The following is a 4,631-nucleotide window of genomic DNA, read 5'->3' on the forward strand; positions in this document are numbered from 1 at the left end:
GAGCGGCCTTTCTCATGCGGTGACAAGTTTGATCACTCTCTCCTTGCCCGGGCCGCTCCAGCGATAGAGGACCCCGTTCACGTACCATTCGGCCTTCATCTTCCCTTCGATGACCTTGCGGTAGATTTCTTCAGCGACCTGCGCGTTGCTGCCTCTGTAGAGGTAAAGGCCGTGTGATATGACTTCGTGCGGTTCGGTCTTTCTTCCCACTCTCCTAACCTCCTTTCTTCGTTTGAAATTGGTTGCCGATGGTCCAGCCGCTGCCGTTTCTGAAGACCTTGATACCCCTTTCGGTCTCGAAACCTAGCGGGATCTGCCTGTCGATCTTCTTGTAGTACCTGTCCGATCTCAAAGGATCCAGCGAGAGAAGCTTCGCGTTCATCTGCCAGTTCTCAAACTTGATCATTTTGAAGTTCTTCAGCATTCTGTCGGTCAATGGATCCTGGTATTCATCGATGCTCGTCTGCCAGTCGAGGATCTTGCACAACACGCTTGCCATGTAGTAATCCCCACGTTTACTGGCCTTCATCCTTTCGAATCGGATGTAATCAAACAGCTCGTTCTCGCTGTCTTCGCCTTTGAGTCCGTTGAATTCGTTGATCGTGAGAATGCCGTCATATGAAGTCGCCTGTGAGTTCCAGTTCTCGTTGACCTGGTCAGTTATCGGGAATTCCTTTAGCGGCACCGACAACTTCTTTGGCACCTGCATCCCTCCTCTCGTTGGCTGCCCGAGGATCCTCCCCCTTCGAGTCCTTCTGTCTCTGTTCGATCCTGAACAGGAGCTTTCCCAGTCTGTAAGCTTGATCCTTTGTCAATGGCATAATCTCTCCTCCGTTCGAGCAGGAACCCGTCTTTTGTCCTGCGTATTTGTTGCCTATCTTGTGCAACTGATTCGTGAAAAAGGCCCCGGCGTATAGGCACCAGGGCAACGCCATGTGAGTAGTGCAGTTGCAAAGTACTCTGTAACTCGTTCGCATACTCAGAAAGGCCGATGGGTCGTCACTCCACCGGCGAAGTTGTTGGGTTCATCTGTTCCATCAAGGAGGTTTAGATGAAAGAGGGTTTCGAGTCTGCCTGAGTATGGGAACGATCTGAGAAGTCGTTAACAGAATCAGAAGAATCAATAAGCTATTATTGGAATGTAGATACTCATAAAAGGAGGTGTCGAATGGAGTTTCGTCTGCCGCAGATAATCGCAGCGATCGAAAAGCTTGATCTCAGCTTCAATGCAGTTTTCATGCAATCCAATGATGGAGGAATCCAGAGTTCCCTAGATGCTTTCCTGGATCTATTTGGAAGCGATAGAGTCTTAAACCATATCTTTTCTTTGATTGAAAGCCAGGCTCACGAGACCATAGAATTGGATGAGTGGCTAAGAACTTTCGGGAAACCAAAAGGTTCGATGGTTGGTAGTGGATTGTATTCACTTCCTAGCGAGATACCCAATAGAATTCTCCTTACTCGAGCTATCCTTTCCAAGACATCGTCAGAAGGGTTCAGTTTCACTAGGCGGTTTCTCCATGCGTGGTACTCGCAAGGAAATATCCATGAGATGACAATGTATTTCCTGGGTGACTTTCTGGGATCACTTCACAGAGACCTAAAAAACATGCTTATTGACATGCGAGTTGAAGCTGAACTCGCTGATAAAGAACTAATCTCAGAAGCCCAGATAACCAATATCATCTTCGGCGGAAATGTGCAGAACGTGCAAGGAGATAAGAATCAAGTAAATATGTTTCCTCCTACTCAAAGCTGATGGTCATCTTGTTGGTATCACTTTCAACATCAGCCAACTTGAATCCCTTGGCATTAAGTATCATCTGAATAAGCTCATGAGCGCAGTCCATTTCAGTTGACCCGCTGAATTCCAGAGTGACTTTCATGGTTATATCGAGTTCTAGTCCCAGTTCTCTGACAATCTCATTGGAAATTTCATAGATTATGTCCTCAAGTTCTTTTCCAGGGTTTACCGTTTTCCATTTGCTCAGATTCATAATTGACCTCCAGGAGGTAGTATTGTGGAGAAAAAGGAAATTGAGAATACCGTCTTTGGGAATGCAAACATTCAAAACGTCCAGGGAGACGACAACCGAGTCCAGCAGTCAATTAGTTCACTTCCAGATATGATCGAGAGTCTCAGAAGGAGTCTTGCCGAGATCCATCAAGAGAGCCTTCGCAATGAGTTTGAGCTTAGAGTCGATCAGATTGAACTCGAATCAAGGAAGTCTTCTCCAGACGTTGGGAAGCTTAAGCGAGTAAAAGACTTCTTCTCCAAGCACACCGGTAATTTAGCTTCCGTCGCTTCACTAGCTATTCAAATTGTCGATATCTTGATGAAGCGAATATAACTGAGATAGACTAGGTGTAAAACTTATACTTCAGTTTTAATTTCCAGACTTGCATACGGTATGATTACACTAGCCTTTTCATAGCGGGGAGACTATCCAGATATGTGACTCGATAAAGCGCCTGATTCAGAAATCCTCCTAATTACGTGTGGTTAAGAGATTTGTGTCTTGTCCCCTGAGATGTTGTCAGTTTCCTCGCTCTTTCCCCTACCGCTTTACGGCCGGACGGTCCCACCTGCGACAAGGTTAGTTATTCAGTTGTCAATGACCTATTAGTTGACCTTTTGGTTCAAACAGCAGCCTTCGATGTATGCTTCGGATAAGGGCTGTGCCGTTTGAACTGTGGGAATAGATCTTCGACTGGTATTTGAAAGTAGAATGCGATCCTGTCTGCTACTGCAAAGGATGGGTTTCTTTGCCCGTTCTGAATCATAGATATCAGGCTTTGCGAGATCCCTGTCTTTGTGGATAGTTCTTTGGTGGTTATATTGGTTTTCAGTATAAATTCTTTCAGTCTATTACTCATGTGATTTACCACCTTCACGAATGTGATACTCATACTATATCACATACGTGATAGGTTCTTTGATTACGCAGCTGTAAAGATCGCGTTTGTAATAGATTGCAATCACAAATGTGAATGAGGTATCATTGCTTTGGTGATAATGTTGATGGATTTTGCTGCAAGGCTTCAAGAAGCCATGGAAAGAATGGGGATCAGTCAATATGAGCTAGCTAAGCTGGCAAACATCGGTCAGTCTACTCTCTCAATGTACGTATCCAGAAAGAGGACTCCAACAGCAGACGTCTTGCAGAAGATATCTCCAATTCTCAACGTTTCTACTGACTATCTTCTCGGCCTTGTTGACGATCCTGAAGCCAGACTTTCTGGTGAAGTCTCCAATTCAAGTCTTAAACCCCAGAAAGAGATCCCGATCCTGGGGAAGGTCGCTGCCGGCACTGGCGTACCTGCTGAGGAAGACATTGTCGGATACGCTTCAGTTGATCAGGCGGAGGCGGCAGATTTCGCTCTAACAGTTACAGGTTTCAGCATGTTCCCAAAACTGCTAGACGGAGACGTGGTCTTCGTTCGAAAGCAACCGGTCGCCAGGAACGGCCAGATGGTCGTCGTGCGAATAAACGGCCAGGAGGGCGTTATCAAATACTTCCACAAGAGATCTGACATGGTGATTCTTACCTCTGAAAACCCTGAATACAAGCCAATTAGAATAGATAAGGATAGATGGGACTCCGAATGTGCTATTATCGGGGTAGTTGTTGGTTTGAAGAGAAAGTTTTCGGATTCGTAGTTGTTTTTGGCAGAGCTGCAATCGAGAGACAAATAGGAGGAAATATGAGAAAATGTTGCTTTCTATTGTTCCTTGTATTCCTTGCATTGCTGTTTAGCTCCTGCTCTAGTTCCCCAGGCGATGATGAAATCAAGAAGATTATTGAGTCATACGCTGATGCTTTTGAGAATAACAACCTGAACGACCTAATGAACCTCTTCGCAAAAGAAGTCACGATTGTTGGAAGGAGTGGATCAGTAAACCACCTTACCCACCTCGAAGCCAGATCCGTTTTTTCGATGGTTTTCGGTGACAATCCTAGAGTAAAGTACGACATAATGTACCTCTCAATTCATAGATCAAAAGATATTGTTTCTACAGAGTTCAAGACTTATGAGGAGTACATCAATGAATCGTACCGCTTAGTATCTACTGATGGGTATGCAAAGCTATCTTTGAAAAAGGAAGACGGGGAATGGAGAATATTCAGAATTGAGCTATTCGATGGAGAAAGTCAGAATATTGCATTTAACCTTAAGGCAATAGCATCCTCTTTAGAGAACTCAGCTTACATAAACGGGTTAAAGAATGGCCGGATACTGGGTCCTGATGGTAAGCCTGTCACTATAGAAGAATTATCAAGGCTGATAAAAAAAGTGGATTCCATCTCCGAGTATATTGCAGGTTATCGAATCCATGGAAACGAGATTGAGGCTTTTTCGGGTGTGAGAGCATCTCGGGTTGTGTATGAAGAGCATGTGAGGAGTTTCTTGCAAGGCGTGACGATATTTGATTGGAAACGGATAAAGAATGATCCTGAATGGATAATTGTTTCGGAAGATCAGGATATTGATGCTGATTACCTTTTGGTTTATCAGTTTTCTTTTACCATGTAATGATATCGAAAAGCGAAGCAAATTTCGGAAGGGGCTTAGTTTGCGAGACGCTATTAAGATACTATTGGCAAGTAAATGGGGGACTGAACTGAAAC

Annotated in this window: 8 protein-coding genes; 4 read left to right on the forward strand and 4 right to left on the reverse strand. The window is 44.6% G+C overall.

The genetic code is table 11. The features are described from left to right. Positions 1-12: 12 nt before the first annotated feature. On the reverse strand, positions 13-210 hold the full coding sequence (locus ENN47_03780) for a hypothetical protein (GenBank protein ID HDP77300.1): 198 nt from the start codon (positions 208-210) through the stop codon (positions 13-15). A 4-nt stretch (positions 211-214) separates the two neighbouring features. Further along, a complete protein-coding gene (locus ENN47_03785; GenBank protein ID HDP77301.1) occupies positions 215-703 on the reverse strand; it encodes a hypothetical protein in 489 nt (162 codons plus the stop codon). Between the two features lie 465 nt (positions 704-1,168). Between ENN47_03785 and ENN47_03790 the strand changes: the two genes are divergently transcribed. Continuing rightward, positions 1,169-1,759 (forward strand): hypothetical protein, encoded by a 591-nt coding sequence (locus ENN47_03790; GenBank protein ID HDP77302.1) that lies wholly within the window; start codon positions 1,169-1,171, stop codon positions 1,757-1,759. On the opposite strand, the gene ENN47_03795 is transcribed toward ENN47_03790, so the two are convergent. Beyond that, positions 1,746-1,997, reverse strand: a complete 252-nt coding sequence (locus ENN47_03795) for a hypothetical protein (protein HDP77303.1) — start codon at positions 1,995-1,997, stop codon at positions 1,746-1,748. The two genes, ENN47_03790 and ENN47_03795, sit on opposite strands and share 14 nt — an antisense overlap. 24 nt (positions 1,998-2,021) lie before the next feature. Between ENN47_03795 and ENN47_03800 the strand changes: the two genes are divergently transcribed. Next, positions 2,022-2,351: a hypothetical protein gene (locus tag ENN47_03800; protein HDP77304.1), complete on the forward strand. Its 330-nt coding sequence runs from the start codon at positions 2,022-2,024 to the stop codon at positions 2,349-2,351. Positions 2,352-2,640: 289 nt separating this feature from the next. Here the strand turns inward: ENN47_03800 and ENN47_03805 are convergent, their stop codons facing one another. Further along, positions 2,641-2,910: an XRE family transcriptional regulator gene (locus ENN47_03805; protein ID HDP77305.1), complete on the reverse strand. Its 270-nt coding sequence runs from the start codon at positions 2,908-2,910 to the stop codon at positions 2,641-2,643. A 97-nt stretch (positions 2,911-3,007) separates the two neighbouring features. Between ENN47_03805 and ENN47_03810 the strand changes: the two genes are divergently transcribed. Then, a complete protein-coding gene (locus ENN47_03810; GenBank protein ID HDP77306.1) occupies positions 3,008-3,661 on the forward strand; it encodes a helix-turn-helix domain-containing protein in 654 nt (217 codons plus the stop codon). After that, complete coding sequence (locus ENN47_03815) at positions 3,595-4,536, forward strand: hypothetical protein (GenBank protein HDP77307.1); 942 nt, start codon at positions 3,595-3,597, stop codon at positions 4,534-4,536. Before ENN47_03810 ends, ENN47_03815 begins: the two co-directional genes overlap by 67 nt. The last annotated feature ends 95 nt before the right edge of the window (positions 4,537-4,631 follow it).

The organism is Mesotoga infera (assembly GCA_011045915.1).
Classification (GTDB): domain Bacteria; phylum Thermotogota; class Thermotogae; order Petrotogales; family Kosmotogaceae; genus Mesotoga; species Mesotoga infera_D.